The following is a 26,733-nucleotide window of genomic DNA, read 5'->3' as shown; positions in this document are numbered from 1 at the left end:
CCGCCGCTGCGGCCCCGGGCGGCGCAACCGCGGCAGGCGCCACGGCAAGCGGCGCGGCGGCGCGCGCGCCGGCCCGTCCATGAACAACCTCTATTCCGAAGACGATATCACCAGCGCGGGCCTTCGCCGTTTCGCGCCGGCCGCCACCATCCTGCTCGCGTCCCTGCTGATGACGCTGCCCATCCCGCTCGCCTGGGCGGCGATGCCCAATATCGCCTTTCTGCTGCTGATCATCTGGGCCAGCCTCCAGCCGCGCCTCGTGCCGGTCTGGGCCGCCTTCCTGCTGGGCCTGTTCGCCGACTTCCTGTTCGGCCTGCCGATGGGCGTCTGGGCGGTGCTGTTCCCGGCGACGGCGGTCATCGTCCGCCTGGCGGAAGCGCGGGTGGAAGGGCACAGCCTGGGCATAGACTGGGCTTTCGCCGCCCTGCTGCTGGTCCTGGGCCATCTCGTCGCCTCGCAGCTGATGGATTTCGCCGGCCGGGCGCCGGCGGTGCTGCCGATGCTGGTGCAGGCCGGGCTCTCGATCATCGCCTATCCCATGGTGGCCAGCATCGCGGCCCGTGTGCAGCGCCGCCTGATCGACGTCGGGGCCTGAGCCATGGCCGCCAACGGCGACGCCGACCGCATGTTCGACCGCCGCGCCTTCTTCCTGGGCGCGGTGCAGGCGGGCGCCGGCTTCGCGCTGATGGGGCGCATGGCCTATCTCTCGATCGCCCAGGCCGACCGCTACAAGCTCGCCGCCGAGGACAACCGGGTGGCGCTGCACCTGATCCCGCCAAGGCGCGGCTGGATCGTCGACGCGACCGGCGCGGCGATCGCCACCAACCGCCCGGCCTATTCCGTGGAGCTGATCCCCTCGCTCGCCGGCAACCTCGACGCCGCGCTCGACCGGGTCTCCAAGGTGGTGCCGCTCGGCCCGGCCGACCGCGCGCGCATCCACGAGGAAGCCGCCGACCTGCCGGCGGCCGCCTCCCTCACCATCGCCTCCGACATCGGCTGGGACGCCTTCGCCGCCCTGAACGTGGAGCTTGCAGAAATGGAAGGGCTGCAACCGCAGCGCAGCTATGTGCGCCATTATCCCGACGCCGACGCCTTCGCGCATGTGACGGGCTATGTCGGCCGCGCCACCGCCGAGCAATATCGCGAAAGCAAGAACCCCCTCTATCTGGTGCCGGGTTTCCGCGTCGGCAAGGACGGGGTGGAGCGCAGCAAGGACGAGGTGCTGCGCGGCAAGCCCGGCGCCCGGCGGGTGGAAGTGAACGCCCGCGGGCGGATCGTGCAGGAACTGGACACCCGGCCGGACACCCAGGGCAGCAGCGTGCAGCTGACGATCGACCGCGGCCTGCAGGCCTTCACCGCCGCCCGGGTCGGCAATGAAAGCTGCTCGGTGGTGGTGATCGACGTGGTGACGGGGGACGTCAAGTGCCTGCTCTCCATGCCGGCCTTCGATCCAAATGTCTTTTCCAGCCGCATCCCCTCCAAGCTCTGGAAGGACCTGCAGGCGGACGAGCGCAAACCGCTCCTCAACAAGAGCCTGCAGGGCGTTTATGTTCCGGGCTCCACCTTCAAGCCGGTGACGGCGCTGGCTGCGCTGCGCGAGGGGGTGACACCGGCCGATACCGTCCATTGCGGCGGGGCTTATCGCGTGGGAAACAATACGTGGCGTTGTCTCGGGCGCCACGGCACGGTGAGCATGCGCACCGGAATCGCCCGGAGTTGCAACGTCTATTTCTACACCATGGCCCGGCGCGTGGGGCCGCAGGCGGTGGCCGACATGGCGCGCCTGCTGGGGTTGGAACATGAGTTCGACATCCCAATGCCGGTGCAGCGCGTGGGCATCATTCCCGATCCGGCATGGAAGCAAAAGCGCTACGACCAGAAATGGTCGGTGGCGGACACGCTCAACATGTCGATCGGGCAGGGCTATGTAATCGTGAACCCGCTGCAACTGGCGGTGATGACGGCGCGAATCGCCACCGGCCGCATGGTGGAGCCACGCATGCTGGTGGGGGCGGCGCCCAAGCCGTTCGAGCCGCTGCCGATCCCGCCCGAATATCTGGAGGTCGTCCGCCAGGGGATGGACGATGTGGTGAACGGCCCCGGGGGCACGGCCCGCGCCTCCGCCCTCAACATTCCGGGCATCCACATGGGCGGCAAGACCGGCACCGCGCAGGTCCGCCGCATCTCGGGCGGTTTCCGGGGCGGGGCGAACGTGCCGTGGAAGTATCGCGACCACGCGCTGTTCATCGCCTTCGCGCCGGTGGACAACCCCCGCTATGCGGTCAGCGTCATCGTCGAGCATGGGATTGGCGGCTCGCGGGCGGCCGCCCCCATCGCCAAGGACGTGCTGACCTGGATCTACGACAAGGAAGCGGCGGAGAAGCGGCTGGCCGGCGTTCTGGAAGCGCGTGAACGCGCCCGGCGCGCGGCGGAAGAAGCGGCGGCCCGCGCCGAAGCGGAAGCCGCCGCGGCGCGGGCCGCGGCAGCGACGGGGGCGGAGGGCGCATGATAGGCGGGCTTCTCAATTCGCGCTGGCCGCAACAGATATTGGCGCTGCCGTGGCGTGTTATCCTTCTGGTCGCGGCGATCGGCGGCTTCGCCGTGGTGGTGCTCTATTCGGCGGCCGGCGGCAGCATGACGCCCTGGGCGCTCAACCATGCGGTGCGTTTCAGCCTGTTCCTGGGCATGGCGCTGGTGCTTTCGCAAATCCCGCTGAAGGTCTGGATCGGCATCGCCTATCCGGCCTATGGCGCCATATTGGTGGCGCTGGTGGGGGTGGAGGTGCTGGGCGCCGTTTCCGGCGGTTCGCAGCGCTGGCTGGAGCTCGGCTTCATCCGCCTGCAGCCATCGGAATTCATGAAGCTGGCGATCGTGCTGGCGCTGGCGCGCTTCTACCATTATCTGCCGCGCGGCTATTCCGGGAAGCTGGCCGGCATCTGGCCGCCGCTGGCGCTGATCGGCACGCCGGCGGCGCTGGTGATGCTGCAGCCGGATCTCGGCACGGCGCTGATGATCGTGGCGGGCGGGCTCACCATGATGTTCCTGGGCGGTCTGCCGCTCAGATGGCTGCTGATTCCGGGCACGCTCGGTCTGGCGTCGCTGCCGCTGCTCTACAACATGCTGCACGATTATCAGAAGCGCCGCGTGCTGATCTTCCTCAATCCGGAAACCGATCCGCTGGGGGCTGGCTATCACATCACCCAGTCGAAGATCGCGATCGGTTCGGGCGGGCTGTTCGGCAAGGGCTTCCTGAAAGGCTCGCAGAGCCACCTGCAATATCTGCCCGAGCAGCAAACCGACTTCGTGTTCGCCACCATGGCCGAGGAGTGGGGGCTTGCGGGCGGCGTGTTGCTGCTTCTGACCTATGGGCTTGTGCTGAACTGGGGCATCCGGGTCGGTCTGCAATCGCAAACGCTGTTCGCGCGCCTGTTGGCGGTCGGGCTTTCGATGACGATCTTCTTCTATGTGCTCATCAACACGATGATGGTGATGGGCCTGGCGCCGGTGGTGGGCATTCCCTTCCCGCTGCTGAGCTATGGCGGCAGCGCCATGCTGACGGTGATGATCGCCTTCGGCATTCTGATGAGCGTTCACCGGCAGCGTGCTCTCGATAATCTTTGAGGAAGTTCGCGGCTGGAAGGCAAGAATCATCTGGACAAGCCAGTCCACGCTTGGTAACCGCCCGCCTCCCGCGCTGAACAAGCGCGCGGGAGCAACAGTGTGGACGCATAGCTCAGTTGGTAGAGCAGCTGACTCTTAATCAGCGGGTCCTAGGTTCGAGCCCTAGTGCGTCCACCATATTCTTCCTTATAAATCAGCCACCTAGGCGGCCTTTCGCGGTCGATTGCGGCTGCGTCATTGTGGCAAGAACCGAATAGGCACCGAGAACTGCCTTTGGCCTCAAGGCACGAACAGCTCGTCCACAAAGTGCCGGGCAAAGAGCACCAGCCACTGCTTCTCGCCCTCAGGAATGTCTGGGGCATCCAGGCGGCCTGCGAAATCGACGATCTCGTCCATCTCGCGGGTCGTGAATTGGCTGCCGACCGGAACGGCCAGAGCATTCATGCACTTGGCCATCGCCCGACAGATTTCGAGGAAGGCGTCGTCTGAGCCGCCGATGTGAGCCCAGAGCGCCCGACCCTGCATGGTCTCGACCCGCAGCGCCTTCCCATCCTGATCGGCCTCGAAGAAGGCGTGGGCCAACGGGCGGCGCGCCTGGGCTGTCGTGGAGGCGTTGGTGATGTTCGCTCCCTGTAGGCGTAGCCGTTCCTCGGCCAAGCGGACGATGTGCCAGTCCTTCTTGTTGCTGTTCCGGGCCGTCGAGTAGTTCATGCCCACGATGTAGCGGACCCGATCGACGCCCCAGTTATCCGCCCATCCCTTCCAGTGCGTCGAGACCGCGTTAGCGATCTGAGAGACCATCGAGTCATTGATGCACATAGGGCCGCTCTTTAGGGCGACGAGTTCGACAGTGCCATCGACCACCCGCGCGCTGTCGATCTCCGACAGGATCGTGTGTCCCGGAGAGTCGATCTGCTGCCATCCGTAGAAGGGCGGTATGACATCCTCGACAACTCGACCCGCAGCCGTCTCGATGCTGGAGAACACCTTCGCCGCAGCGACGATGTCGTCCACCTGGTCCAGGCTCTGCACGTCGAAGAGGTGCGCGTAGGCGGCAAGGACGAACGGGTTGGTCGATTTCCCGTCAATCGCCGGCGCCCTGGCGTTGATCTGGCGCATCCGATGCTCGAGTGCGTGCTCAAGCTCCGCCACCTTCGCAAATCGGTTCGCATGGTCCGCAGAAGTTGTTAAGCGTAGGAACTCCTGAACCTCCAGGAGCGTGAGCGGCACCGAGGGGGCGAAGGAGGAAAAATCGTAACGTTGAGTGGCGACGGCCAAGGCAGTCTTCCCTTGAGTAGGATGGCTGTGGCCTAGGAGGCATACCCGATTGTCAGTGTCCAGAAAAAAGTCAGCGGTCTCCCTCTTCTCCGGCGCGCTGGGCATGGACCTGGGCTTCGAGCTCCAAGGCGACTTTGAGATACTCGCCTGCGTCGAGATAGACGAGGCGGCCTGCGAGACCATCAGAACCAACGCTGAACTTGGCCATTTCGCCGGAAAGCCCCTCGTCCTCTGCACCGATCTATTTGAGCTGGCGCCGGAAGACCTGATGTCGAAGCTGGGACTTGCACCGGGCGAGCTTGATCTGCTGGTCGGCGGGCCTCCCTGCCAGTCTTTCAGCACGGCCGGAAGGCGGCAGTCGGTTCAAGACCGTCGCGGGACGCTGCTATGGCGCTATCTGGACTTCGTCGCTGCGCTACGTCCGAAGGTATTCGTGATGGAGAACGTCCGCGGCCTTATGTCTGCGGCGCTGAGGCACCGCCCCATCGCCGACCGGCCCGAACACGGAGGCGACGACCTCGACAGCGAGGAGCAGCCGGGATCGGTGATTGGCAAGTTCGTCGACGATCTCTGGCAGCAAACCGGCGGGCGTTATCACGTGGACGCCTTCGAGGTGAACTCGGCAAACTACGGCGCGCCACAGATACGCGAGCGGGTCATCTTTATCGGGAACTCATTCGGGGTGGAGGTCGAGTATCCCCAGCCCACCCACGGCATTGACAGGCCCGCGCGGCAGGAGACCCTCTTTGACTATCGGGAAGCCGCGCCGAAACCGTGGGCGACACTGAGGGAGGCCATCGCCGACCTGAGGGAGAATGATCCGGAGCTGCTAGACTTCAGCCCAAGGAAAAAGGGGTTTCTCTCGTTGGTGCCCGAGGGCGGCAATTGGCGGTCCCTACCGGAGGAAGTTCAGAAGGAGTCGATGGGCCGTGCATGGTTCGCCAAGGGCGGCCGGTCGGGCTGGTGGCGCCGTCTGAGCTGGGATTTTCCATGCCCGACACTGGTGACGATGCCGAACCACGCCAGCACCTCCCTATGCCATCCGGAGCAGGTCCGAGTCCTGTCGGTCCGAGAATACGCCCGGATACAGGAGTTTCCGGACGAATGGGTGTTCTGCGGAAAGACGGCCGAGAAGTACAAGCAGATTGGCAACGCCGTCCCTGTGCGCTTGGGTCGAGTGACCGCCGAGGTCGTCTCTCGCCTGCTTGACGCCGCATCGCCCGCCAACATGCGGGGCTATGAGAAAGCCGCAGTTCGCTTTAGGCAAACGTATATCAATTCGCACGTCCGCACCCGGAAGTGGTTCAAGGCGGGTAAGGTGTTCGCGGGTGGCGAGGCTTCCGAACTCCATTACGCGAAATAAACGATCGATGCGCGCCGGGGCGCACCTTAACGCGTCTCTTTGTATCCTCATTTGGCATAGGAACAGCCCGAGAACGGATAGCGTTGCAGTCTCCGAGAGACGAAGTTATCCAAGCCTGATAGCGCGATGGGGATCGCGAAGATCGGAGGGGTAATTTATGGCTTCGCATCCGTACATCTCAGGGCCGGGGAACGTGGCCCAGATGATTGCATATCTGCGAAAGAACTTTCCGGCGACAGTCACGTCGGAGACCGTCAAGAAATTCGGGCTTGCTTCAAACAACGAGAGCTACGTGATCAATGCGCTTCAGTTCGTGGGCGTGATTGACGAGGAAGGAAAGCGCACCACGAAGGGCCACGACGTGTTCGTCCTAGCGGACGACCAATTTCCGAGCGCCTTCGAAGCAATGGTGAAGGAGGCCTACAGCGACCTCTTCGACCTGCGCGGAGAGGATGCGTGGACGATGACAAAGAGCGAGCTAACAGGCTATTTCCGCACGACGGACAAAACTAGCGAGGTCATCGGCGGCCGCCAGGCCGGTGTTTTCCAAATGTTCCGATCGCTCGCTGGTCACGATACAGCCGAGGAGAAGGCGGCCCCGAAATCCGCAGCCAAGCCTCGCGCGGGCAAGGCGAAGCCCGCGTCACAACCTCGTGCCAAGGCCGCCTCGGCGACGGAGGGGCCGGTGAAGGTGGACTTGCAATTGCCTGAGCAGCGCAAGGACATGGCGCTGACGGTGCGCATTGAGATTAACCTGCCCGCCAACGGCTCCAAAGAGACTTACGACAACATCTTCAAGAGCATCCGAGCTAATCTCTATGTCTAATCCGCTCGCGGTGTTTGAACGAATTGCGAGAACTGCGAGCGAGCTGTCCTATGGCGCTGAGGAGGAAACTGAGCAGTCGCATCCGTTCGACGAGCGCAACATTCACCCCGAACTGAGCAAGGTTGCTCTGAAGCTCTTCAACAACGGGCATTACTCTCAGGCGACTTTCGAGGCTTTCAAGTACCTCGACAACATCGTCAAGAAGCTGTCCGGAATCAATGAGAGCGGCGTCAAGCTGATGATGGCGGCTTTCGCAGAGGCTAATCCAAAAATCCGCCTAACGGCGCTGTCCACGCAGAGCGAGATTGATGAGCAGTCTGGCTTCAAGTTCATTTTCGCAGGATCGATGTCTGCAATCCGTAATCCGCGCGGCCACGATATAACCACCGATCCGATCGATCGCTGTTTAGACCACCTTTCGTTCGCATCTGTGCTGTTGCGGCGTCTGGAAGATCGGCAGCCATAAGCCCGCAGCGCGTAACTTCGCGGCCTTGGCCGCTAACCGTCCTCGCCGATCTCGCCGCTACCGCCCAGTTCATCGAGGCTGACGGCGAGCTGCTCCGGCCTAGGTACGATCATCCAGTTGGTGACGTACCAGGCCACGCGCTCGTCGATCGCGTCCACCTCGACCTCCTGAATCCGCTCCACCCGGCCCCCGCCTTGCCCGCGGCGGACGAAGTGGACGGCGAAAATGCGCACTATCCCGGTGAACCGCTCGCCAGTCGTGCCGCTCTCGCCGTCGAGGCCGTAGCCGAGCGCCGCCAGGCGAGCCCGGTCAAGGCCTAGGAACTCCTCGACGTGCGGGGGCACGGGGACGCCGCCCTTGCCGGGCAGGCGCTCGCGCCGGACCTCATATCGGACTGTGCGCTCGCTGCCGCTCCGCTTGACGCCCGCGGCGCTCAGGAAGCCAGCCTTCATCGCGAGCTTCCGACCCGCCGTCGGCCGGGGGTCAGCACCCGCTCCGTCGCAACGGCGATCTCAATACGCTCGGCTTTCATCTTAGGGTCCTTTCTCACGCACGAGTGCCGCGCCGCGAGCGGGCCCAGATGCCTGCGTTGGCCTAAAGTCAGACGACAGAGCCCCTGGGCGCGCTCGGCAACCAGGGGCTCGGGTCGGGCCGCCGGACGGCCCGGAGGCGTCCTGCGGACTCCAGGACGGGCGTAAGGCTACGCCAGGGGGACTTCCTCCACCGTCTCGGCCAGCCAGGGCTCCCTGATCCAGAGCCTGCCGCTGCCGTGCTCGCCCATCGGGGTCGCGATGTGCTCCCGGTAGCCGAACTCCCGCAGCACCCGCTCGACGGGCTCGCGCGCGTCGGCGGGCATGGCGGCGGGGCCGTCCTCGCCCTGGAGCAGGATGGACCACGCCTGCTCCAGGGTCAGCACCTGGCGCATGGCGAGGTTGCGGACGGCGAGCACCGTCGCCCTGTAGGCGTTCGGGTCCGCGGGGGTCGCCAGGGGGTGCCGGTCGCCCACGGTCACGCCGCAGCGCCCAGGAAGCCGCCGCCGCGCGTCACCTTGGGCCAGGTGTCGCGGTTCCGGGCGCCGACGGGCATGCCCTGGACCGCGACGGCGTCGACGCCCGCGCCCACCTGGACGGCGGCGAAGCCGTCGATGGACTGGCCGCCGACCAGCTGCTGCGCGACCGCCCGGGCCGCAGCCTCGTCGGCGCCCTCGGCCATGATGAAGCCGATCCCGTCAGTGCGGCGGAGGTGGCTGGCTGCGGGGTAGAATGCGAAGATGGACATGGCTTGATTTCCTTTGTTTGGGTTGGCTCTCGCGCTGTCTGCCCGCGGATTACGCCGCGGGGATCTCGTCGCTGGCCGTCGTGTCCTCGGACTCGTCGGCATCGTCGTCGTCGTGGCCGTAGGCGCCGATCTCCTGCTCGCGCCTCTTGAGCATGGCGATCTCCAGGGCGCGCTGCGGGTTGCCCTTGCCCGTCGCGGCCTCCTGCTCCTCCTGGAGCGCCTCCAGGACGCGCCGCTCGGCCTCGACCATCGCCTGGCTGAGCTCGCGGTGCAGCTCGCCGCACATCACGTCGGCCAGCTCTGCGGCGGAGAACGGGCGGCTGCCGCGCGGCAGGTCGGCCACGCGGCCGCAGAGGGCGGCGGCGAGCTCGCGGTCCCCCGTCGCCGCCGCGAACTCGGCGAGGCTGGCGAGCTCGGCGGCGCCGGAGCCGGCGATCTGCTGCATGATGCGGCTGCGGCGCTCCGAGCCCAGGGTGTCGCGCATCAGCATCTGGACGGGGCTGCGGTAGTGGGTCGTCGCAGACTGGACCGAGCGGCGGAGCCGCTCCAGCTCCCGCGTCAGCACCGTCCGCGCCTCGTCGGTCTCGCGGATCAGCTCCGCGCGGCGGCCGCTGACCGCCTTGGCGACGACGGACGGCCGGTCCTTGGCGTCCAGGGACTTGAGCGAGCGCTCGACCTCGCCCTTGTGGCGGCCGACCATCTCGTTGACGCGGACCAGGATGGCGCGGTGCCGGTTGCGGTTGTCGCTGATGCGGGTGACGGCGGTGCGCACGTCGGTGGGGCTCATCCAGTGGGAGCCGAGCTTTGCGGTGGGTGCGGGCATGGTCTTGTCCTCCAAGGTTCCTGGCATCTCGCCGGAGGCTCGGGGACTCGACCATGCCGGGGCGCAGCCCAGACGCTTCGCCCGCCATCGCGGGCTATGGCCGAGGCGCACGGGCCTCGGTGCAAGACACGGACGGTCAGATGCGCCGCGGCGGGCGGATGCGGGACCAGCAATCAGCCGCCAATCGCCCCCGGATGACCTTTGTCGGTGCTCGGCTCGGTGCTTAGGGTCGGAACGGGCGCGCCGCCTATGAGGGAGCGCGCCCGATCGTCGGTCGGGAGCTCAGGCCGCCGACAGCATCTGGTCCAGGCGCGAGCGCTCCGCCTTCGCAGCTTCCCAGCGACGCAAGAACTCGTCGACGTATCGTCCGTCGTCCAGCCTCTCGAACAGCCGCTTGAGCAGCTCGAAGTGCTCGCCAGGTCCCAACGGCAGGCGCTCGTGCGCCGCGAAGAAAACGCCGCACAGAAGCCGTAGCGCCTCGTCGCTGTATCCCCACCCGGCGTAATCCATGCTGCCCTCGATGAGGTTGCCCATCTGCCCCCACGCTATCGCGAAGGCCTCGGAAGGCACGCTCACCACCACGTCCACCATCTCGCCCGCCAGGACGGCGGCCTTGAAGGCATCGGGCTCTGCCAGCCGGGCCTCCACCTCGCTCACGTCTAGTGCCATATCATTTCTCCCTGCGAAGGGCCGGCGCGGCCCTGAGGGGGACACTATGTATGTGCCTGCAAGTGCCTGTGAAAGCGTTATTTTTTCTGGTCTAGGCCGCGTTTTGAAAGTTGGGCATGGCTAGATTTTGGAATTGTCCAGCGTCGCCAGCGGGATAGCGGCGGGCAAACTTTTTTCGGCGACCCAGGCCTTCCGGGCGCGCGACTCGGGGCCGCTCATGCGGTGCGCGGCACGGTGCTTGCGCAAATTGAGATTGCCTAAGCTGTTGCGGCGGAACGAGCGCAGGAGCCCGAACCCACCGATCTCAGATCAGAAGGGCGTCGCAGCTACCCAACGGCCAGGCGGATCGGCTACCGTCCTCAGATGTTACAAGAAGACATCCCGATCACCTTCCTGAGCAAGGCGACCTCGCTGCTCGCAGACACCAACTCGGGCCTCTCGGGTCCGCAGATCGTCGAGGCGATGAACGCCTACGGCGACATGTGGGAGGTGTCGGTGCCGCACTCGACATACCCTTTCGACGCCCCGAACAAGAGGACCGCGCTCCTCGACAGCGTGCGGGCGTTCTCGCCCTCTCAGCAGTTCCAGATCATCGAGGAGCTGTGCGAGCACCACGGCTTCGCCGTGGGCGCGTCGTCCCGCACCGACAGGCAGAAGCTCAGGGCGGAGCTGTTCACCCGGTTCGGCCACCTCCGCCCGAACAAAGAGGTCAAGGAGCTCGACGTGCCGCTGATCGAGGAGACCCGCCACTGGCTGCACGGCCACCCCAAAGCCTTGGAAAAGCTGGAGCAGGCCAAGCTCAAGTACGACGCGGGCATCTTCAAGCGGAACCTGCTCGACGACCTGCGGCTGGGGCTTGAGCTGCTGCTCAAGTCGGTTCTGGGGAACGAGAAGTCGCTGGAGAACCAGGTGGGGCTGATCGGAGCGCGGCTGAAGGAGCGCGGCGCCTCGGCGCAGTTCACCAACATGTTCCAGAAGCTACTCGACCTCTACAGCAAGTACCAGAACGACTACGTGAAGCACGACGACAACCTGCCCGAGGAGGAGGTCGAGTTCATCTTCGAGCTCACCGCCTCCTTCATGAAGCACATCGTGCGGGTCGCCGGGTAGGTCATCCCGGCCGCCCGCCGGGCGCGCCTAGCCACTCGCACGGTGCCTGGCGCGGTGCCCAGCGACGTTCCGCGACGCCAAGCCCTTGCGGGCGAAGGGCTAGTGCGCCGCTGGCCCGCCGACAGGAAATCGGAGGGCCAGCTTGCGGGGCCGGTCCCGCCGCCCTATGTCTCAGGCGTCAACCAGCTTCGGGGGTTGGGGCGGGTTCGAATCCCGCGGCTGCACTAGTTCTAAGTGTCCCTCTGACCGCGATCCGATTTGTCGGTGAGCAGATTAAGGAGGTCCGTATGAACAAAAAGCCCAAGAAGTCGAAGTCCAAAGCCTGTGCAACCAAGCGTCGTGTTACCAAGCTAATGATGATTATCGCCCTATTCTTCGAAACCGTGTGGGCGCTAGGAGTTAGTGTAGTCGCGGCGATGGCGTTCTCCGCCTCCACCCGAAGCCGGGTATCCCCGGCAGCCGCCTAGCCCGGCAGGTCGCCGGGCAGCACGCGCTGCATCGTCAGCCCCTCGCCGATGATCGTGGGCGGGGCTCGCATGTCGCGGGCCTCAGGCCGACCGTGGTCCCGCTCGCGGTACTTGGCTTGCTGCGCCGCCGAGGCCGCCTCCCATTCGTCCAGGGGCACGTCCGCGGGCAGCAGCAGGACGCCGCCCTTGCCGTCGCCGACCGCCCTCATGGCCTTGGCGTCGTCCCGGTCGCGGTATCCGTGCCGGGCCTTGAGCAGGAACAGCGCTGCCACGTCCGAGCCGTTGCGGGCGTTCCGCATCAGCATGTCGCGCAGCTCCGCCTCCTCGGCCTCTTTCGCCGCCTCGGCGGCGTCGGCGAGCTCGGGCTCGTCGTCCAGCAGCCGCCGCAGGGTCCGCACGGACACGCCGAGGGCCGCGGCGATCTCGCTGCGGGGGTAGTGCGCCAGGAGGGCCGCGGAGACGGCCAAGCGCTGCGCGTCGGTCAGCACGACCTTGTTCCAGGGGATGGCCGCCAGGGCTGGCCGGGGCGCGGGCTCGTCGAGGGGGTCGAGGGGCGCGGCGCCGCGGGCCCCGGCGTGGACCCGCCTGTTCTCCGCCGATCTGGCCTTCCGTGCGCTCATGCCCGCGGCGATGCCGCGCGGATGCCCGCGCCGGATGCCAGCGCTGGCCGAGGCCCTCCGATCATCGATCGGAGGGCACTCCCTAGGAAACCCTGGCCTTTTCGAGGGGAGCACCGGGCTAGGCACCGGTCGGGGGCGTCAGAGGCCCTTCCGGGCCAGCGCCTGCCGCCCGGCGTCCAGCCCGCACTCCTCGTCCAAAACCATCCTGCGGACGTCCCTGACCCGGTTCGAGACCGGGCCCTCCCTGCCGAGGCGGTCGGGCATCCGCCTGCGGAGCTCGTGGCCGGGCAGCCCGCTCAGCTTCCCACTCATGGCCGTCTCCTGCCTCTGCCTCGCGCGCCCGCGCGGGCGTTTTGGGTTCGGGCGGAGCACCTGGCTGGGCACGGTCCCGGGTCGCTCCGAAGCCTGGTAGGTCGGTAGGTCGGCACTTTTCACGTTTCGTCCAGGACGTGGCGTTGTGTGTCCAGGGGCCGTCCCGGCGGCCTCGGCCGGTGCATATTTTGCTATCTCATCTAAACATCAAAAAGTGCTGACCTACCCGACCTACCCGGTGAAAAAGGCAAGGAAACGCTGCGCTTTTCGGTAGGTGCGCCCCTGCGCCTACCCGGCGGCCTACCTTAGGCGCTGACCTACCCGACCGGCGACCGCGCGACGGGTCGGCGCCGCGAGAGGCCTGACCTACCCTGGCCCCGCCGCGGCCTACCGACCTACCCCTGTGCGGGGGCGCCGTAGTGGCCCAGCCAGGCGTCGATCCGCCTCGCCGCGCCCGCCTCGGCCCATTCGTCGTGGTCGCGCAGAGACCATAGCCGGTAGCCCGGTCGGCCGCTGCCGTCCTGCTTCTTGTAGCTCGTGTGCTGGACTGCGCCGGACGCCTTGAGCCACTCGCCGACGCGCCCCCGGAGGTCGCGCGCTCCCCGGAAGTCGCCCTTCACGAAGTGCCACACGTCGTCGAGCCGGACCAGGTCGAAGGCGAACGGGCCAGAGCCCTCCTCCAGCACCTCGTCGAGGTACTGCTCGACGTCGCCCGCGCTGCGGCGGCGCATCTCGGCCTTGCCGCGCGTCATCGGCGCCATGCCCTTCGGGTCGAGGCCGGATGGGCGCGTTCGCAGCATCCACTTCACTGCCGCGGCGAACTCGTCGCCCTTCAGAAGGTCGAAGAGCCGGGCGTAGTAGGCGGCGTCCTTGGGCTTGGCGGGAGAGAACAGCGTCAGCCACCGGCGGTCGCCCGCCTCGATCGGCACTGCGTCCTCGTGGTTCGTGAAGCAGATCAGATTGAGGCCGTTCGGGACCTCGTAGGTGTCGGTGTGCATCCGTCGGATGCGGAGCTCGTCGCCCGTTATGACCGTCTTGAGCTCGTTCGCGATCTCTCGGCGGCCGAACGCCATGATCTCCTCTACGATCGCCAGCTGGCAGTCCTCCTGCCACCGAGTGTACTCCTTGGTCAGCTCCTGGCTCTTGACCATGCGGATGTTTCGCATCCCTACCATCCGCTCGGCGAGCGACCCGATGAAGCTCTTGCCCGTGCCCGGCGCCCCCTGGAGGAGAAGGGCGAAGTGCACCTTCACGAACTCCTCACGCACCAGGAACGAGAGGTAGTCGAGCGCGTATCCCCGCTCGGCCTCGTCCGGCAGAAGGTACTCCATGTGGTCTAGGAAGACCTGCGCGAGCGCGTCGTCGCGCCGCGGCTCGACGCCGCCCCTCCGCCAAGTGTTGTAGTGGCCGTCCCACTTGCCGCCCGCGATTACCTCCGGGCCGCCCGGCACGTAGGCGCAGCCGTCGTACTTCCGCACCGGCAGCTTCCCCTTCCAGATGGCGGCGAGAATGTCGCCCTCCTGCCACCGGTGCTGGAAGTGCGACTTGAACTGGAACGGGCTCAGGCGCTGGCAGTCGCTCCGACGGATGAACTGCTCGGCGCGCGTGACCCAAACCCATGCGTCTGCAAGCCCCTCCGCCCTCCTGGCGGGTTCGGCCGGGGCGTCGGCGGCCAGCCTCCGCAGCACGTCCTCTCCCACGTCGTCGGCGAAGTCGTCGGCCGCGTCGGGGCGCGGTATGAGGTCGCCGCGCCCGGCGTCTGCCAGGTGCTTGAAGAGCGTGCGCTCGGTCACCCGGCGGCCCGCCCGATCGGCGTGGAGGCTGTCCCACCGCCGTCCGATAGCGTGGCCGTGGCCGGAGAAGGCCGGGTCGGACGTGGACCACGCGACGAACTCCTCGCGGCCTTCACCGCCCGTGCCGTGGTGGCACGCCATCATCAGCTCCAGCCACCGGGCGTGGTCTCGGTAGCCCTCCGGGTCGAGGCCTTCGAGCATCTCGGCGAGCTGCTCTGGCGACACGTCGCCGGGCTCCGCCGAAGCGGGACTGGTCGGTCGCTCGATGAGCCGCAGCAGCCTGTCGGGCGCACGCCGGACCTCGGCGGACAGCGGCGTCGCGAGTATGTCGTCGTCCCACAGGTAGGGCTGCCGCGTCGCCGGGTGCGACGAGCCCGGCGCCACGACCTGACGGCCGTGCCCCTTGAACTCGACACCCTGGTAGTCCTCCAGGCTGTCCGACGCGACGAAGCCCTCGGGCACCGACATGTAGAAGTGGTGCCCGCCGGAGCCGGTGACCACGTGCGGCCAGTCGTCGAGCCTGATGTCCAGCGCCGCCTCCAGGCGGGCAATAGGGTCGTCGCCGGGCGCGAAGTTCCGGGGGTCAACGTCCACCACCAAGTCGGTCGGGCGCAGCCTCACCCCGACGTTGGTGCCCTCCCGGAGGACCGCCGCGGCGTCGGCGGGGGCGATGGGCGCGGCGGTGCGCCACCCCTTCAGGGGCGCCTTGCCGATCGGTCGCCCGCGGGCGTCCAGCGCGCTCGGCGCGTGCAGTGGGATCAGCTCGTGGCCGGTCCCCTCGAAGGCGGCGAGCTCGTCGGGCCGGAAGCCGAACGTTGGCTGCTTGGAGCCCTTCTCGGGCGTATCTGGGTCGTCAGACATATCTTGTCCTATTCGCGTGGGTCGGGTTCTGTCTCTCTCTGCTAGCTAGACCTCAGGGGTCGCACCGGTTCGTCGCGGTGCGGCCCCTCTCGCTTTTCGCGAGGTAGGCCTCGACGTCCGAGCCCCGGTAGAGCACGAACTTTCCCTTCTTGGAGTGCGGCGGGCCCATGCCCTTGCACCGCATCCAGCGGAGCGAGCCCTCGGTCAGGCGTAGGCGGACGGCCGCTTCCGCGGCCGTCAGGTATTCGTCGAGCATGGTGCTGCGTCCTCGTCGTCGTCGAGTCGCGCCGGGGCGGCTGCCGCGTCGCCTGTATGAGACGGGCGTACCATGCGCGTCTCTACGCGTGGTTTAAGACCAGCAAATAGTTGGGTCCGGCCGCCGCTCAGCGGTGGCGGCGCTCCACGAAGTGCTCGACGTCGCGGCGGAGGTAGAGGCCGTCGGACCCGCAGCGGAGCGGGCCGCCGAGGCCGTGCATGATCTCAAGCCGGGAGAGGGAGAGGCCGGTCATCTGGAGAACCTGCGCGGTCGTCAGGCGGTCAGCTATTGACGAAGGCGTCCAGCTCGTCGCGGTGGTAGCGGACCAGACGGTCCTGCAGGACGCGGTATCGGGGGCCCTTGCCGCAGGCCCGCCAGTTCTTGAGCGTCCCAGCCGTGGAGCCGAGGTAGGCGGCCGCCGCGTCGGTGTCGAGCCACGGGCTGGCGGGCCGGGCGACCTCCTCGCGCACTATCTGGCGGATTGCGTCGAGCAGTTCGGCGGGCACGGGCGGGCTCCTGGGGCGGGGTGAAGGGGGCCGTTTCGACGCGGCCCCCTTCGGTTGGTGGACTTCGACATCCGCCCTCCGATTACCCCAGGATGACGGCCCGCCTGACCATCACTTTGGCTCGGCGCGGGCGGCGAACACGAGGTCCTCCAGGGCCTGAGCGTGGGCGCGGAGCTGCTCCACCAGGTGGTCGGCGTGGACGTAGCCGCCGGACGCGCCCGGCAGCTTCTGGCCGAGCAGCAGCGCGCTCTCGGCGTAGGGCACGCCCGCCGCGATGTAGAGGGTCCGGGCGTGGTGCCGGTAGGCGTGCGGGCTCGGCAGGCCCGCCTCCTTCGGCTCCTCCACGTGCCCGCTGCGGCTGTTCGGAGAAGGCCAGAGCCAATCGCTGCCGAGCGGCTCGTCCTCCTCCAGGCGCGCCTCCAGCAGGGCGGTTAGACGCTTGCCGGTCGGCAGCAGCATGGGCTCGTCGGAGGTCTTCATGTGGGTGAACGTGACCACGCGGCGATCGGCGTCCACGTCGTCGCGCCGGACCTGGACGATCGACGACCGGCGGGCGCCGGTCAGCAGCATCGCAATGTGGAGGTCCCGCCGGACGGGGCTGAGCCGCTCGACACGCTCCCACCAGTCCGCCAGGTCGAGCGGGGCGACCTTTCGGCGCCTCGGCGACGGCACGTGCAGCGCAGAGACCGGGTTGCTGCCGAGCGTCTCGTCGATCCTCATGGCCGTGTTCACGATGGCCCTGAGTGTCCGCATGGCGCTCGCAGCGGTCGTCTCGCCGTGCTTCCGCTTGAGGTCGGCGTAGAGGTCGCGGACCATCTGGCGCGAGATGTCGGCCACGGCCCGCTTCCGCCAGGGCTTTAGGTAGTGGTCGAGCTGGTAGCGGTAGCCCTCGACGGTCCTGGACCGGTGGGGCTTCTCCTCCAGGTGCGCCTCCAGCGCCCGCTCCAGGGTGATCCCGCTCTCGTCCGGGCCGTCGGTCGGGTCCACGCCCGACTGTATCTGGCTCATCAGGGCCTTGGCCCGGTTGCGGGCATCTCTCAGCCCTATCCGGTCGCACCTGTCGATCTTCACCCGGACGGTGCGGACGTGGCGCCCGTTCCGCCGCACGTCGCCCTGTACGGCGTAGCTCTTGGTTGTCTTGTGGCAAATGACCATGAGGCCCTTGACCTGCTCGTCCCGGTGTATGCCGGAGCCGAGCGGCATCTCCCTGATCCGGGCCTCTGTTAGGTTGGTGACGGCCATTCCATTCTCCTTCTGAGCACCGCGCCGAGCACCGTGCGGCCGCTATCCTCGCGTGCCGCCGGGTGGCGCTGAGTGACTGGAATGTCGCGATTTTAGGCGCCCGCGAGCGCCTAACTGACCATGATTGGCCCTGAGTGACCCAAGAGTGCCGAGCTCTTAATCAGCGGGTCCTAGGTTCGAGCCCTAGTGCGTCCACCATATTTCACCGTTAAAAACAACAATTTGTACTGTGCGGCGACGGATTCGCGCATGGTGTGCAAGGGCCGTGTGAGAGCGGTGCAAGAATTAGGGCTAATCGGACCCTCATAGCAATGCCCCACACCCTGAAGGTGCAGGGCGATGGCAGCGCACAGCATAAATCTATGCGAGCGCGACGGCTGGCATGACAAGTTCATCCAACTCCAAATGCACGGTACCTGTCCCGACATATCCCAGAAATGGTGCCTTACAGGCTGAGCGGCCCCCTATCCACTTGCCTGTCATGTTTGGCGTCAGACGCCGAGCCACTCCAAACCGCCCGGAAGCAAATTGGTGGAGTAGTCTACCTGCAAGACGCGGCGGCGCCCTGTCACGCGAGCGGCCTCAGAAGCGTGTAAGATGGGGGTCGCGTAGGCCCAGATATCGCCAGCCTCAGCCAGGCAGGCGAACTGACCGCATCGGTCAACCACCGCGGCATAATCGTTGACAGGCACACGCCCGATAGCGTGGGATCCCGGGGCAATCAGCAATGGCGCGTTATCGGCAGAAACATCGTCGAGATGAACGCGAAGTGTGATCATGCAGGCGAGGAGCTCAAAAGGCGGTGCGACATGCTGCATTCCGCGCTTATTGGTCCAAGGTCCAAAACCCTCAACCTCCATTCTTTGCTTCACGCAGATGGTACGATCCTGATGCCAGGCAAGCGCCCAATTCGCACTAGGGGTCTTGTCGAAAAGGACGGCACGGACGGGATGGCATTGCCTTTCGAAAAGGCTCAACGCAACCGCTCCTATCGGGCCATCGGCCACCAATAGCTGTGAAACTGCCTTGACCCCGTGGATGCGAACGCCGGCCTGCTCGATTGGCAACTGCGCTACCGCGCCTTGCATGTCTTCAAGCACGTCTACAGCGGCCGCGGGCAGGTACGTTGCACCATCCCACACAAGGGTAAGGTCCGATGCCTTTACGTGATCAGACATTGCGCTACTTAGAGCTCACGCACATCGCCAATCAATGTCCGCTTTTCAGCGACTACATCGACCATTGGATGTCAGCTATCAAGGCGGGTCCTGACCGGCAGGCAAGCGAGCGTCTTTGGCGCTGAGGGCTCAGCAGCTCGCCCGCAACTGCCAAGTAGTCCGCGCCCCGTTGGCTCATGGCGCGCAAACCGGCGCGATTCGGATAGTTCGCATCAAAGGACCGCTGCATAGGAAGTCGCCGGAAGCAGGAAGCGGGGAAGGACCGCTGCCCAACATGTGCAGCAAGGGGGGGACATGTCGATGTCTGATCATAGCGACGGCTTTTCACGGCGCGGTCTGATGGCTGGTGCGATTGCAACGGTCGGGGCGGCAGCCTTGTGGCCGGCCAGCCTTTCCGCTCGCGTACCCGCTGCGCCGTCGCGACCGACGATGTTTACAAACATCCGCATCTTCGACGGCAGGTCCAAAGCGACCGGTGGCGGTCGGCAGGTTCTGATCGAAGGCAACCGGATCAAGGCTGTCGTGCCTGCCTCGGCAGCAGTCCCCGAAGGCGCGAATGTGATCGACGGCGGCGGGCGCACGCTGATACCGGGCCTTATCGATGCCCATTGGCATACCATCATGTCGGCCGTTTCCATGATCGATCTGCTGACCGCCGATATCGGCTACATCAACTTGCTTTCAGCCGATCAGGCTGAGAAGACGCTGATGCGCGGCTTCACCAGCGTGCGCGATCTGGCCGGACCATCCTTCGGCCTGAAGCGGGCGATTGACGCTGGCCTGAATGCCGGACCGCGCATCTGGCCGTCGGGCGGCATGATCTCGCAGACAAGCGGCCATGGCGATTTCCGCATGCCCTATGAAGTTCCGGCCGCGCTGAATGCGGGGCTCAGCCGTGGCGAGGTGCTGAACGGCGGTGTCGTCGCCGACGGGGTTGAACAGGTTCTGAAACGCGCGCGGGAACAGTTGATGCTTGGTGCGAGCCAGTTGAAGCTGGCGGCCGGGGGCGGTGTCGCCTCCAATTTCGATCCGATTGATGTCAGCCAATATACCGAAGCGGAGTTCCGGGCCGCGGTCGATGCAGCCGAGAACTGGGGCACTTACGTTACGATCCATGGTTATACGCCGCGCGCTGTGCAAACTGCCCTGCGTGGCGGCGTGCGGTGCGTCGATCACGGGCAGATGATCGACGAGGAAACGGCGCGGATTATCGCCGACAAGGGGGTGTGGTTGTGCCTGCAACCCTTCCTCGACAATGAATTCGCCAACAAATACCCGGAAGGTTCGCAAAGCGCGGCGAAGCAGAAGACGATGTTCGCCGGAACCGACAACGCTTATGGTCTGGCGAAGAAGTTCCGCATCAAGACGGCCTGGGGCACAGACGTGCTGCACGATCCCAAACTGGCCGACAGGCAGGGCGGCATCCTCGCCTCCATGACGCGCTGGTACTCCAGCGACGAAGTGCTGAAGATGGCGACAAGCATCAACGCGGAGCTTCTGGCCATGTCCGGGCCTCGCAACCCATATCCGGGCAAGCTGGGGGTGATCGAGCCCACGGCCTATGCCGACCTGCTTCTGGTGGACGGCGATCCGATTGCCGATATCCAGCTGCTCGCTGATCCGGATCGCAATCTGAAGATCATCATGAAGGATGGCAGAATCTACAAGAACAGCCTAGCCTGATCAGGATCGAAGCCAACGGAGCAGGTTGAGCGATGCGCGCGCGGTCCATGCAGGCGAATGCAGGGCAACTGAAAGCGGACAGAGCGAAGCCGCCTGTCAACGCGAAGCTGCGCTTTGAAGATCCCGACCATCTTGCGGAGACCATGACTGGGGGGCGCTACGGCGTAACACCGTTCGAGCACACAGGTTTCGCAGCCACCTTTCGTTCGACAATAGTGGGCGACGGGCTTGTATGCCGATCCGCAGCGTTCGAAAGCGCCTTCCTGCTAAGGGCGCTGTTTCTTGCAGACGACAAGCCCACCATCTCGTTCCTGCTGCCTTGCATTTCCGGCCCGCGTGCCGTTCTGAACGGCAAAGAGGTGGATTTTCAATATCTGTCCACCTCCAATGGTGGCGTGCACCACCAGATCCGCGGAGCGGCCGGACATGAGGCCGGCACGGTATGCATCCAGCGGGAGATGATGCTGGACACATATGAGGCGCTGACAGGCCTTGAGGCACCGAGCTTTCTGCACGGCGATTCTATCGTCCGCGCCGACCCGAAAATGATCCGGCGGCTGAACCTGCTCCATAGCCGGGCCGGCGATATTGGCACAGGTGCGGCGCAGCATGTGCGGCACGACGAGGTGGCTGCAACGTCGGAACTGCGCGAGACGCTGCTTGCAACAATGGTTGGCATCTTGTCGGCGGGTGAAGCACGGACAGATCATCAGGCGACGCGTCGGCAGACGGCTTCCATGGCGCGGATCGACCGCTTCATCGATGACCACCCGCAGGATGTTCCCAAGCTGCAGGACCTGTGTCGCGGCACCGGTATGGCGCTTCGCACGGTCGAATCGATCATCCGCAGCCGCACAGGCCTGACCGCCCTTCAGTATCTGCGCAGGCGCCGCCTGGCGTTTGCACGTCGTGCGCTGGCGAATGCCAACCAACAGATGACCGTTACCGGCGTAGCGATGGAATATGGCTTCACGCACCTCGGCCGCTTCTCGGTCGACTATCGCAAAGCCTATGGCGAACCGCCCTCAGCCTCGCTCAGCAGAGCGCTGGACCTTCGCGCACGTTCGCCTGCGGCATAAGCGGGTTTTCGAGTCAGTTTAGGCGGGTTTCGACAAGAAGGGTGGTGGTCCCGACAGGATTCGAACCTGTGGCCTACGGTTTAGGAAACCGCCGCTCTATCCTGCTGAGCTACGGGACCAAGCCAGACTGCGCCCGTTCCTAGCGGCAACCGCCACTATTCCGCAAGGCTGAGGATGGGTGTCAGGCGTCGGCGGTCTGGCGGGGGCGAAAGGGGAGAGGGGAAACCGGAATCCCCTCGTCGATCAGTTCCATCGCGTCGGCGATCGTCGCTTCGCCGAAGATGCCGCGCGCCGCTTCGCCATCCTCTTCCGTGCGGCCATGGCGCGCCCGCGCCTCGCGGACGAAGCTGCGGCCCACATAGTCGCAGTTCGCCTCCACCTCGGCGCGCAGCTTCGCCAGCCTTGCCAGTTCCGTCTTGCGCTCCGCATCCGTCACCACGCGGTTGGCCTTGGGGGAAACGGCGGGCGCCATCACCGCCTTCGCTACCTCGCGGCTGCCGCACATCGGGCATTCCACAAGGCCGCGCGCCTGCTGGCCCTCGAAATCCCCGGTCGAGCCGAACCAGGCCTCGAACACATGGCCGGCGTCGCACTTCAGGTCGAAGACGATCATTCCGCCGCGCCCGCCACCTCTGCCGGGTTCAGCGGACGGGCGTGGCGCAGATTGGGAATGCGCGCCCGCGCGTCCGCCACCTGCGCCAGATCCAGCTCCACCAGCGCCGCGCCGGATTCCGTGCCCATGTCCAGCAGCACCCGTCCCCAGGGGTCGATCGCCAGCGAATGGCCATAGGTCTCGCGCCCGTCCTCGTGCCGGCCGCTTTGCGCCGCCGCCACCACGAAGGCGCCCGTCTCGATGGCGCGGGCGCGCAGCAGCACATGCCAATGCGCCTCGCCCGTCGGCACCGTGAAGGCGGCCGGCTGGGCGATGATGTCAGCGCCCGCCAGCGCCAGCGCGTTGTGCAGTTGCGGGAAACGCACGTCGTAGCAGATGGTCAGCCCCAGGCGCCCCCAGCCCATGTCGGCCAGTTGCACCCGCTCGCCGCCGATGAAGCTGCTCGATTCGCGGTAACGGTCGCCATTGGGCAGGTCCACGTCGAACAGATGCATCTTGTCGTAGCGGGCGCGAATTTCCCCATCCCGCCCGATCAGGAAGCTGCGGTTGGCCAGCCGCCCGTCGGGCGCCGTCACCTCGTCGCGGATGGCGAGCGAGCCGATCGCCACCGCCACGCCCCGCGCCTTCGCCACCTGCCGCAACGCCGCCAGCGCCGGATCGTCGGCCTCGTGCCGCGCCGCCGCCTTCAGCCGCGCCGAATCCCGGTCCAGCAGGCCGCACATCTCGGGCGTGAACAGGATGTCGGCGCCGTCCGCCGCCAGCCTCTCCGCCGCTTCCGCCAGCTCGCGGGCGTTCCGCTCCATATCCAGCCCGGTGCGGGTCTGGATCACGCCCGCCCGGATCGTGGAAGCACTCACGGGCGCAGCAAGGGGTCCAGCCCCCCGGCGCGGTCCAGCTCGGCGAGATCGTCCGATCCGCCGATGTGGCGGTCGTCGATGAAGATCTGCGGCACCGTGGTGCGGCCGTTCGAACGCGCCAGCATCTCCGCGCGCTTCGGTCCGCCCATGGAGATGTCATACTCCTCGAAAGCCACGCCCTTCGCCGTCAGCAGCGCCTTCGCGCGCGTGCAATAGGGGCAGAGGAACTTGGTGTAGATCTCAATCCTGGGCGATGACATGCTGGTTGGTGGCTTCCTCGCTGGCAATCCTCTCAAGATATGGCGTCGCATCGGTCGCGGCAACCCGCGCATAGGTGAGGAGGTCCACCGCCTCCGCCCCGGCCCGCAGCAGCGCCTTCGCGCAGGCCGACGCCGTGGCCCCCGTCGTCAGCACATCGTCCACCAGCACCACCCGCCTGCCCTTCAGTTGCCCCCCCGCGCCTTCGCGCACCCGGAACGCGCCAGAGACATTGCGCAGCCGCTGCGCCCGCGTCAGCCCGCGCGTGCTGGGCGTGTGCTTCACCCGCAGCAGCCAGTCCGGCGCCACCTCCGCCCCGCCCAGTCGCGCCAGCGCCCGCGCCAGCAGCAGCGCCTGGTTATAGCCGCGGGTGGCCAGCCGCCAGCGGTGCAGCGGCACCGGCACCAGCAGCCGGCCCGGCTCCACCCAGCCCGGCGCCACCCGATGCATGGCGGCGGCCATCGGCCCCGCCCAGCTTTCCCGGCCATGCTTCAGGCGCAGCACCATCTGCCGCGCCGGGCCGTCGTAAAGGAAGGGCGCGGTCGCCCGGGCGAAAGGCGGCGGATCCTTCAGGCAGCCGAGGCAATGGCTTTCCGCTTGCCAGGCGACCGGCAGCGGCACGCCGCACTGGCGGCACCGCGCCCCGGAAACCGCCGGCAGAGCCCCCCAGCAATCGCCGCAGAAGCTGTGCGGCGTGGAAACCGGCTCCCCGCAGGTCATGCAGCCGGGCGGCATCAACAGGTCGGCAAAGCCCCGCATGCCCGCCCGCGCCCCCTCGACAATCCGCCCCGCCGTCGCCATGCCGGCCAGACTAGCATGGAAACCGACAGCCGCCAGATGCAGGATTTTCGCCCTTTCGGCCAGCCGGCCCGCCGCCGCGCGCGGGACCGCGCCGCCCGCCTGATCGTAGGCCGTGGCCAGCTCCTCCAGCATGTGGAGGCGGAACTGACCGCCCGCGCCGACCTCCTCGGCCCGGCCCCCGAAGGCCCGTCGCTGCGCATCGGCCTCCTGCTGCCCCCGCCGCCCGGCACCACCGGCCTGGACCCCTCCGCCCGCCTCGCCGCCCTGCACGGCGGCCTGCAGGGCGACGAGGACCAGCGCCACTTCCCGGACGAAAGCTTCGCCCACATCACCGCGCTGATGACGCTGCACGGCGTCAACGACCTGCCCGGCGCGCTTCTGCTCTGCCGCCGGGCGCTGAAGCCGGGCGGCCGCTTCCAGGCCGTCTTCCCCGCCGGCTTTTCCGCCGGCCTCGTGCGCGATGCCTTCCTGGACGCCGACATCGCCGCCGGCGGCGGCGTGCCCCCCCGCCTCGGCCCCACGGTGGACCCGGCGGAAGCCGCCGGCCTCCTCCAGCGCGCCGGCTTCCAGGAGCCGGTGGCGGAAGTGGAAACGCTGACGCTGCGCTACCGCACGCTCGCCGATTTCGCCCGCGACGCCCGCGCCCATGGAGACAGCGGCTGGCTGGCGGCCCGCGCCCGCGGCCTCACCACGCCGCGCCGCTGGGCGCTGGCGGAAGCGGCCTTCGCCGCCCACGCCGGGGCGGACGGCCGCGTGCCGGTGGAGGTGCAGCTCCTGCACCTGTCCGGCCGCGCGGCGCCTACAGCTTCAGGGTGATCACCGAACAGCCGCTCATCCACAGGATCGCGTTCAGCAGCACCGTCAGCCCGATCGAGATCAGGATCGACTTGGTAAGCGTGTTCATGCCGGCCCCCCCTTTGCGCGGCCAGCATGTGCCGCCGCCGCCGCTTCTGGCAAGCCCGCGATTGCGCGGCGCTTCTGAAAAGGCCGCGATTGCGCGGCTGCTTCCAACAAGGCCGCGATTGCGCGGCTGCTTCCAACAAGGCCGCGATTGCGCGGCCGGGCGCGCGCCTCTATGCGCGGCACATTCTTTTCAGACGGCAAGGCGGCAAGCGGAACAATGAGCGATTCGGTGAAGAAGGTGGTCCTGGCCTTTTCGGGCGGGCTCGACACGTCGGTGATCCTGAAGTGGCTCCAGTCCACCTATGGTTGCGAGGTCGTCACCTTCACGGCCGACCTCGGCCAGGGCGAGGAACTGGAACCCGCCCGCGCCAAGGCCGAGCTGATGGGCGTGAAGCAGATCTTCATCGACGACCTGCGCGAGGAATTCGTGGCCGATTTCGTCGCCCCGATGATGCGCGCCAACGCCCTTTACGAAGGCCAGTATCTGCTAGGCACCTCGATCGCCCGGCCGCTGATCGCCCGGCGCCAGATCGAGATCGCGAGGCAGGTCGGCGCAGACGCCGTCTCCCACGGCGCCACCGGCAAGGGCAACGACCAGGTGCGCTTCGAGCTCGGCTATTACGCGCTCGCGCCCGACATCCGTATCATCGCCCCCTGGCGCGAGTGGGACCTGACCAGCCGCGAGGCCCTCATCGAATTCGCCGAGGCGCACCAGATCCCGGTGCCGAAGGACAAGCGCGGCGAAAGCCCGTTCAGCACCGACGCCAACCTCCTCCACACCTCGTCCGAAGGCAAGGTGCTGGAAGACCCGTGGGAAGAAGTGCCGGACTATGTCTATTCCCGCACCGACAACCCGGAAGACGCGCCGAACACGCCGCAATATATCACCATCGACTTCGAGCGCGGCGACCCGGTCGCCATCGACGGCGAGGGCCTCTCACCAGCCACCCTGCTGAAGAAGCTGAACGACCTCGGCAAGCTGCACGGCATCGGCCGGCTCGATCTCGTCGAGAACCGCTTCGTCGGCATGAAGTCGCGCGGCATGTACGAAACGCCCGGCGGCACCATCTGGGCGGCGGCGCACCGCGGCATCGAATCCATCACCCTCGACCGCGGCGCGGCGCACCTGAAGGACGAGCTGATGCCCCGCTACGCGGAGCTCATCTACAACGGCTTCTGGTTCGCCCCCGAGCGCGAGATGCTGCAGGCCGCCATCGACTTGAGCCAGGAAAAGGTCACCGGCACCGTCCGCCTGAAGCTCTACAAGGGCAGCGTCAACGTCGTCGGCCGCAAGTCGCCCTACAGCCTCTACAGCCCGAAGATCGTCACCTTCGAAGACGACCAGGGCGCCTACGACCAGCGCGACGCCAAGGGCTTCATCAAGCTGAACGCACTCCGCCTCAGGCTGCTGGGCCAGCGCGACCGGCAGGGCTGAACGCAGGGGTCCCGTAGGGGTCGTGACGCCGCCTTCAGAACCCCCAATCCTCGAACCCACCACCCCGTCACCCCGGGCTTGACCCGGGGTCCAGCTTTTCAGCGACGATTGACGGAAAACCAAACCGCCCGGCCGGCGCAAAAAAGAAAACTCTTCCCGTGAAGGGGAGGGGTTGGAGTGGGGGCAGGCCACAAGCACACCCCCGGCCCAAAAACAGAACAGAAAAATGTTCCACGTGGAACAAAGAGGTGGGGTTGCGAGGGTGAGGGTTCTTGCCTCCGGCGGCCAGGGCTTCGCCCTGGACCCAGCAGGGGCGTGACGCCCCTGCACCCCCGGGTTCTCGGTGTTTGCGGCGGGGTTGTGCTGATGGAAGGGTTTACTGCCTGCGGCGCTGGTTGGTTCGAGCGCCGCAGGCAATCGAATCGGGTGCGCGCG

Annotated in this window: 28 protein-coding genes and 2 tRNA genes; 13 read left to right on the top strand and 17 right to left on the bottom strand. The window is 66.7% G+C overall.

Translation table 11 applies throughout. The annotated features are described in order from the left end of the window. From mreD to L6Q21_RS12615, 4 genes are all read left to right on the top strand, one after another. A partial coding sequence (mreD, locus tag L6Q21_RS12630; protein ID WP_237831125.1) for a rod shape-determining protein MreD occupies positions 1–595 on the top strand: 595 nt, incomplete at its 5' end. Between the two features lie 3 nt (positions 596–598). After that, positions 599–2,509 (top strand): penicillin-binding protein 2, encoded by a 1,911-nt coding sequence (gene mrdA / locus L6Q21_RS12625; protein WP_237831124.1) that lies wholly within the window; start codon positions 599–601, stop codon positions 2,507–2,509. After that, entirely contained in the window at positions 2,506–3,621 is a 1,116-nt protein-coding gene (gene rodA, locus L6Q21_RS12620) for a rod shape-determining protein RodA (RefSeq protein WP_237831123.1), read from the top strand. The genes mrdA and rodA overlap by 4 nt, the downstream gene beginning before the upstream one ends. Before the next feature lie 101 nt (positions 3,622–3,722). Then, positions 3,723–3,798 (top strand) — tRNA-Lys (locus tag L6Q21_RS12615). Between the two features lie 102 nt (positions 3,799–3,900). Here L6Q21_RS12615 and L6Q21_RS12610 read toward each other — a convergent pair. After that, positions 3,901–4,899: a PDDEXK family nuclease gene (locus tag L6Q21_RS12610; protein ID WP_237831122.1), complete on the bottom strand. Its 999-nt coding sequence runs from the start codon at positions 4,897–4,899 to the stop codon at positions 3,901–3,903. A 55-nt stretch (positions 4,900–4,954) separates the two neighbouring features. Here L6Q21_RS12610 and L6Q21_RS12605 point away from each other — a divergent pair, with 55 nt between their 5' ends. The 3 genes from L6Q21_RS12605 (at position 4,955) to L6Q21_RS12595 (ending at position 7,554) form a co-directional block, all read left to right on the top strand. Continuing rightward, entirely contained in the window at positions 4,955–6,262 is a 1,308-nt protein-coding gene (locus tag L6Q21_RS12605) for a DNA cytosine methyltransferase (RefSeq protein ID WP_336246245.1), read from the top strand. Positions 6,263–6,464: 202 nt separating this feature from the next. Then, on the top strand, positions 6,465–7,088 hold the full coding sequence (locus tag L6Q21_RS12600) for a DUF5343 domain-containing protein (protein WP_237831120.1): 624 nt from the start codon (positions 6,465–6,467) through the stop codon (positions 7,086–7,088). After that, entirely contained in the window at positions 7,081–7,554 is a 474-nt protein-coding gene (locus tag L6Q21_RS12595) for a TIGR02391 family protein (protein WP_237831119.1), read from the top strand. The genes L6Q21_RS12600 and L6Q21_RS12595 overlap by 8 nt, the downstream gene beginning before the upstream one ends. Before the next feature lie 32 nt (positions 7,555–7,586). On the opposite strand, the gene L6Q21_RS12590 is transcribed toward L6Q21_RS12595, so the two are convergent. The 5 genes from L6Q21_RS12590 to L6Q21_RS12570 form a co-directional block, all read right to left on the bottom strand. Beyond that, positions 7,587–8,006 carry a hypothetical protein gene (locus tag L6Q21_RS12590; protein ID WP_237831118.1) on the bottom strand — a complete coding sequence of 140 codons (420 nt, stop codon included), beginning with the start codon at positions 8,004–8,006 and terminating at the stop codon, positions 7,587–7,589. A 248-nt stretch (positions 8,007–8,254) separates the two neighbouring features. Then, positions 8,255–8,566, bottom strand: coding sequence for a hypothetical protein (locus L6Q21_RS12585; protein ID WP_237831117.1), 312 nt, complete (start codon positions 8,564–8,566; stop codon positions 8,255–8,257). Beyond that, positions 8,563–8,832, bottom strand: coding sequence for a hypothetical protein (locus L6Q21_RS12580; RefSeq protein ID WP_237831116.1), 270 nt, complete (start codon positions 8,830–8,832; stop codon positions 8,563–8,565). The genes L6Q21_RS12585 and L6Q21_RS12580 overlap by 4 nt, the downstream gene beginning before the upstream one ends. 49 nt (positions 8,833–8,881) lie before the next feature. Next, positions 8,882–9,619, bottom strand: a complete 738-nt coding sequence (locus tag L6Q21_RS12575) for a hypothetical protein (RefSeq protein ID WP_237831115.1) — start codon at positions 9,617–9,619, stop codon at positions 8,882–8,884. Positions 9,620–9,937: 318 nt separating this feature from the next. Further along, positions 9,938–10,324 (bottom strand): hypothetical protein, encoded by a 387-nt coding sequence (locus L6Q21_RS12570; protein WP_237831114.1) that lies wholly within the window; start codon positions 10,322–10,324, stop codon positions 9,938–9,940. A 363-nt stretch (positions 10,325–10,687) separates the two neighbouring features. Here L6Q21_RS12570 and L6Q21_RS12565 point away from each other — a divergent pair, with 363 nt between their 5' ends. Next, positions 10,688–11,434 (top strand): hypothetical protein, encoded by a 747-nt coding sequence (locus tag L6Q21_RS12565; RefSeq protein WP_237831113.1) that lies wholly within the window; start codon positions 10,688–10,690, stop codon positions 11,432–11,434. 463 nt (positions 11,435–11,897) lie between these two features. On the opposite strand, the gene L6Q21_RS12560 is transcribed toward L6Q21_RS12565, so the two are convergent. From L6Q21_RS12560 to L6Q21_RS12550, 3 genes are all read right to left on the bottom strand, one after another. Next, a complete protein-coding gene (locus L6Q21_RS12560) occupies positions 11,898–12,521 on the bottom strand; it encodes a helix-turn-helix domain-containing protein (protein WP_237831112.1) in 624 nt (207 codons plus the stop codon). Between the two features lie 707 nt (positions 12,522–13,228). Then, a complete protein-coding gene (locus tag L6Q21_RS12555) occupies positions 13,229–15,487 on the bottom strand; it encodes a DUF5906 domain-containing protein (RefSeq protein ID WP_237831111.1) in 2,259 nt (752 codons plus the stop codon). A gap of 52 nt (positions 15,488–15,539) precedes the next feature. Then, positions 15,540–15,743 carry a helix-turn-helix domain-containing protein gene (locus tag L6Q21_RS12550; protein WP_237831110.1) on the bottom strand — a complete coding sequence of 68 codons (204 nt, stop codon included), beginning with the start codon at positions 15,741–15,743 and terminating at the stop codon, positions 15,540–15,542. 133 nt (positions 15,744–15,876) lie between these two features. Here L6Q21_RS12550 and L6Q21_RS12545 point away from each other — a divergent pair, with 133 nt between their 5' ends. After that, positions 15,877–16,035: a hypothetical protein gene (locus L6Q21_RS12545; RefSeq protein WP_237831109.1), complete on the top strand. Its 159-nt coding sequence runs from the start codon at positions 15,877–15,879 to the stop codon at positions 16,033–16,035. Here the strand turns inward: L6Q21_RS12545 and L6Q21_RS12540 are convergent. From L6Q21_RS12540 to L6Q21_RS12530, 3 genes are all read right to left on the bottom strand, one after another. Then, on the bottom strand, positions 16,025–16,249 hold the full coding sequence (locus L6Q21_RS12540; protein ID WP_237831108.1) for a helix-turn-helix transcriptional regulator: 225 nt from the start codon (positions 16,247–16,249) through the stop codon (positions 16,025–16,027). The genes L6Q21_RS12545 and L6Q21_RS12540 overlap by 11 nt on opposite strands. Before the next feature lie 111 nt (positions 16,250–16,360). Further along, positions 16,361–17,491 carry a tyrosine-type recombinase/integrase gene (locus L6Q21_RS12535; protein ID WP_237831107.1) on the bottom strand — a complete coding sequence of 377 codons (1,131 nt, stop codon included), beginning with the start codon at positions 17,489–17,491 and terminating at the stop codon, positions 16,361–16,363. A 491-nt stretch (positions 17,492–17,982) separates the two neighbouring features. Next, the gene (locus L6Q21_RS12530) at positions 17,983–18,669 is read right to left on the bottom strand and encodes a phytanoyl-CoA dioxygenase family protein (protein ID WP_237831106.1); all 687 of its coding nucleotides are present in this window, start codon (positions 18,667–18,669) and stop codon (positions 17,983–17,985) included. A gap of 294 nt (positions 18,670–18,963) precedes the next feature. On the opposite strand from L6Q21_RS12530, the gene L6Q21_RS12525 reads away from it, so the two are divergent. Both L6Q21_RS12525 and L6Q21_RS12520 read left to right on the top strand, forming a co-directional pair. Beyond that, positions 18,964–20,352, top strand: a complete 1,389-nt coding sequence (locus L6Q21_RS12525) for a metal-dependent hydrolase family protein (protein ID WP_237831105.1) — start codon at positions 18,964–18,966, stop codon at positions 20,350–20,352. 32 nt (positions 20,353–20,384) lie between these two features. After that, positions 20,385–21,431: a helix-turn-helix domain-containing protein gene (locus L6Q21_RS12520; protein WP_237831104.1), complete on the top strand. Its 1,047-nt coding sequence runs from the start codon at positions 20,385–20,387 to the stop codon at positions 21,429–21,431. Positions 21,432–21,473: 42 nt separating this feature from the next. Here L6Q21_RS12520 and L6Q21_RS12515 read toward each other — a convergent pair. From L6Q21_RS12515 to L6Q21_RS12495, 5 genes are all read right to left on the bottom strand, one after another. Further along, positions 21,474–21,550, bottom strand: a tRNA-Arg gene (locus tag L6Q21_RS12515). A 62-nt stretch (positions 21,551–21,612) separates the two neighbouring features. Beyond that, the gene (locus L6Q21_RS12510) at positions 21,613–22,044 is read right to left on the bottom strand and encodes a DUF1178 family protein (protein WP_237831103.1); all 432 of its coding nucleotides are present in this window, start codon (positions 22,042–22,044) and stop codon (positions 21,613–21,615) included. Continuing rightward, positions 22,041–22,886: a carbon-nitrogen hydrolase family protein gene (locus tag L6Q21_RS12505; protein WP_237831126.1), complete on the bottom strand. Its 846-nt coding sequence runs from the start codon at positions 22,884–22,886 to the stop codon at positions 22,041–22,043. Before L6Q21_RS12505 ends, L6Q21_RS12510 begins: the two co-directional genes overlap by 4 nt. Positions 22,887–22,897: 11 nt before the next feature. After that, complete coding sequence (gene grxC, locus L6Q21_RS12500; protein ID WP_237831102.1) at positions 22,898–23,161, bottom strand: glutaredoxin 3; 264 nt, start codon at positions 23,159–23,161, stop codon at positions 22,898–22,900. Beyond that, entirely contained in the window at positions 23,142–23,960 is an 819-nt protein-coding gene (locus L6Q21_RS12495; RefSeq protein WP_237831101.1) for a ComF family protein, read from the bottom strand. The genes grxC and L6Q21_RS12495 overlap by 20 nt, the downstream gene beginning before the upstream one ends. Before the next feature lie 15 nt (positions 23,961–23,975). Between L6Q21_RS12495 and L6Q21_RS18090 the strand changes: the two genes are divergently transcribed. Together L6Q21_RS18090 and L6Q21_RS12485 are read left to right on the top strand one after the other, a co-directional pair. Then, on the top strand, positions 23,976–24,776 hold the full coding sequence (locus tag L6Q21_RS18090; protein WP_272492464.1) for a methyltransferase domain-containing protein: 801 nt from the start codon (positions 23,976–23,978) through the stop codon (positions 24,774–24,776). Between the two features lie 304 nt (positions 24,777–25,080). Further along, a complete protein-coding gene (locus L6Q21_RS12485) occupies positions 25,081–26,298 on the top strand; it encodes an argininosuccinate synthase (protein ID WP_237831100.1) in 1,218 nt (405 codons plus the stop codon). Positions 26,299–26,733 lie beyond the last annotated feature (435 nt).

Origin of the sequence: Sandaracinobacteroides sayramensis, from assembly GCF_022014495.1 — a bacterium.
Classification (GTDB): domain Bacteria; phylum Pseudomonadota; class Alphaproteobacteria; order Sphingomonadales; family Sphingomonadaceae; genus Sandaracinobacteroides; species Sandaracinobacteroides sayramense.
This window is presented reverse-complemented; position numbering and strand designations above follow the sequence as displayed.

Coding starts and splice junctions, on each gene's coding strand:
- L6Q21_RS12520 (WP_237831104.1), top strand. CDS start 20,385: ATGCGCGCGCGGTCCATGCAGGCGAATGCAGGGCAACTGAAAGCGGAC.
- L6Q21_RS12580 (WP_237831116.1), bottom strand. CDS start 8,832: ATGTCCATCTTCGCATTCTACCCCGCAGCCAGCCACCTCCGCCGCACT.
- L6Q21_RS12590 (WP_237831118.1), bottom strand. CDS start 8,006: ATGAAGGCTGGCTTCCTGAGCGCCGCGGGCGTCAAGCGGAGCGGCAGC.
- L6Q21_RS12595 (WP_237831119.1), top strand. CDS start 7,081: ATGTCTAATCCGCTCGCGGTGTTTGAACGAATTGCGAGAACTGCGAGC.
- L6Q21_RS12485 (WP_237831100.1), top strand. CDS start 25,081: ATGAGCGATTCGGTGAAGAAGGTGGTCCTGGCCTTTTCGGGCGGGCTC.
- L6Q21_RS12570 (WP_237831114.1), bottom strand. CDS start 10,324: ATGGCACTAGACGTGAGCGAGGTGGAGGCCCGGCTGGCAGAGCCCGAT.
- grxC (WP_237831102.1), bottom strand. CDS start 23,161: ATGTCATCGCCCAGGATTGAGATCTACACCAAGTTCCTCTGCCCCTAT.
- L6Q21_RS12555 (WP_237831111.1), bottom strand. CDS start 15,487: ATGTCTGACGACCCAGATACGCCCGAGAAGGGCTCCAAGCAGCCAACG.
- L6Q21_RS12495 (WP_237831101.1), bottom strand. CDS start 23,960: ATGGCGACGGCGGGGCGGATTGTCGAGGGGGCGCGGGCGGGCATGCGG.
- L6Q21_RS12535 (WP_237831107.1), bottom strand. CDS start 17,491: ATGGCCGTCACCAACCTAACAGAGGCCCGGATCAGGGAGATGCCGCTC.
- mrdA (WP_237831124.1), top strand. CDS start 599: ATGGCCGCCAACGGCGACGCCGACCGCATGTTCGACCGCCGCGCCTTC.
- L6Q21_RS12600 (WP_237831120.1), top strand. CDS start 6,465: ATGATTGCATATCTGCGAAAGAACTTTCCGGCGACAGTCACGTCGGAG.
- L6Q21_RS12560 (WP_237831112.1), bottom strand. CDS start 12,521: ATGAGCGCACGGAAGGCCAGATCGGCGGAGAACAGGCGGGTCCACGCC.
- L6Q21_RS12525 (WP_237831105.1), top strand. CDS start 18,964: ATGTCGATGTCTGATCATAGCGACGGCTTTTCACGGCGCGGTCTGATG.
- rodA (WP_237831123.1), top strand. CDS start 2,506: ATGATAGGCGGGCTTCTCAATTCGCGCTGGCCGCAACAGATATTGGCG.
- L6Q21_RS18090 (WP_272492464.1), top strand. CDS start 23,976: ATGGAAACCGACAGCCGCCAGATGCAGGATTTTCGCCCTTTCGGCCAG.
- L6Q21_RS12510 (WP_237831103.1), bottom strand. CDS start 22,044: ATGATCGTCTTCGACCTGAAGTGCGACGCCGGCCATGTGTTCGAGGCC.
- L6Q21_RS12550 (WP_237831110.1), bottom strand. CDS start 15,743: ATGCTCGACGAATACCTGACGGCCGCGGAAGCGGCCGTCCGCCTACGC.
- L6Q21_RS12575 (WP_237831115.1), bottom strand. CDS start 9,619: ATGAGCCCCACCGACGTGCGCACCGCCGTCACCCGCATCAGCGACAAC.
- L6Q21_RS12565 (WP_237831113.1), top strand. CDS start 10,688: ATGTTACAAGAAGACATCCCGATCACCTTCCTGAGCAAGGCGACCTCG.
- L6Q21_RS12530 (WP_237831106.1), bottom strand. CDS start 18,669: ATGTCTGATCACGTAAAGGCATCGGACCTTACCCTTGTGTGGGATGGT.